Source organism: Mesorhizobium sp. M7A.F.Ca.CA.004.12.1.1, assembly GCF_003997835.1.
Taxonomy (GTDB): domain Bacteria; phylum Pseudomonadota; class Alphaproteobacteria; order Rhizobiales; family Rhizobiaceae; genus Mesorhizobium.
In genome coordinates, this window is sequence record NZ_RZRK01001300.1 from 1 (window position 1) to 969 (window position 969).

Below are 969 nucleotides of genomic sequence, written 5' to 3' on the forward strand. Positions count from 1 at the left end.
ACCGAAAAGCTGATCGAGGCCAAAACCTACCTGCAGGCGATTCCCTATCTCGACCGGCTCGACTATTGCGCGCCGATGAACCAGGAGCACGCCTTCGCGCTCGCCGCCGAGCGCCTGCTCGGCATCGAAGTGCCGAAGCGCGGCCAGCTGATCCGCGTTCTCTACTGCGAAATCGGCCGCATCATGTCGCACATCCTCAATGTGACGACGCAGGCGATGGACGTCGGCGCGCTGACGCCGCCGCTATGGGGCTTCGTCGAGCGCGAAAAGCTGATGGTGTTCTATGAGCGCGCCTCCGGTTCGCGCATGCATGCCGCCTATTTCCGTCCCGGCGGCGTCCACCAGGACCTGCCGCAGAAACTGGTCGAGGACATCGGCAAGTGGATCGACCCGTTCCTGAAGTCGATCGACGACCTCGATCAGCTGCTGACCGGCAACCGCATCTTCAAGCAGCGCAATGTCGACATCGGCATCGTCTCGCTGGCCGATGCCTGGGCCTGGGGTTTTTCGGGCGTGATGGTGCGCGGTTCGGGTGCTGCCTGGGACCTGCGCAAGTCGCAACCCTATGAATGCTATTCGGAAATGGATTTCGACATTCCGATCGGCAAGAACGGCGACTGCTTCGACCGGTACCTCGTGCGCATGGAAGAAATGCGCCAGTCTGCGAAGATCATGCGCCAGTGCGTCGATCTCCTGCTCGGCAAGGAAAGCACCGGGCCGGTGTCGAACCTCGACGGCAAGGTGGTGCCGCCCAAGCGCCAGGCGATGAAGCGCTCGATGGAAGCGCTGATCCATCACTTCAAGCTCTACACCGAGGGTTATCGCGTGCCGGCCGGCGAGGTTTACGCCGCGGTCGAGGCGCCGAAGGGCGAATTCGGCGTCTATCTCGTTTCCGACGGCTCCAACAAGCCCTACCGCTGCAAGCTGCGCGCGCCGGGTTTCGCGCATCTGCAGGCGATGGATTTCCTC

1 protein-coding gene is annotated in these 969 nt (G+C 62.6%); it reads left to right on the forward strand.

All coding sequences use genetic code 11. The features are described 5' to 3' along the window. Nucleotides 1–969 (forward strand): NADH-quinone oxidoreductase subunit D (locus EN984_RS35940; protein ID WP_127384422.1); only part of this gene is annotated, 969 nt, incomplete at both ends.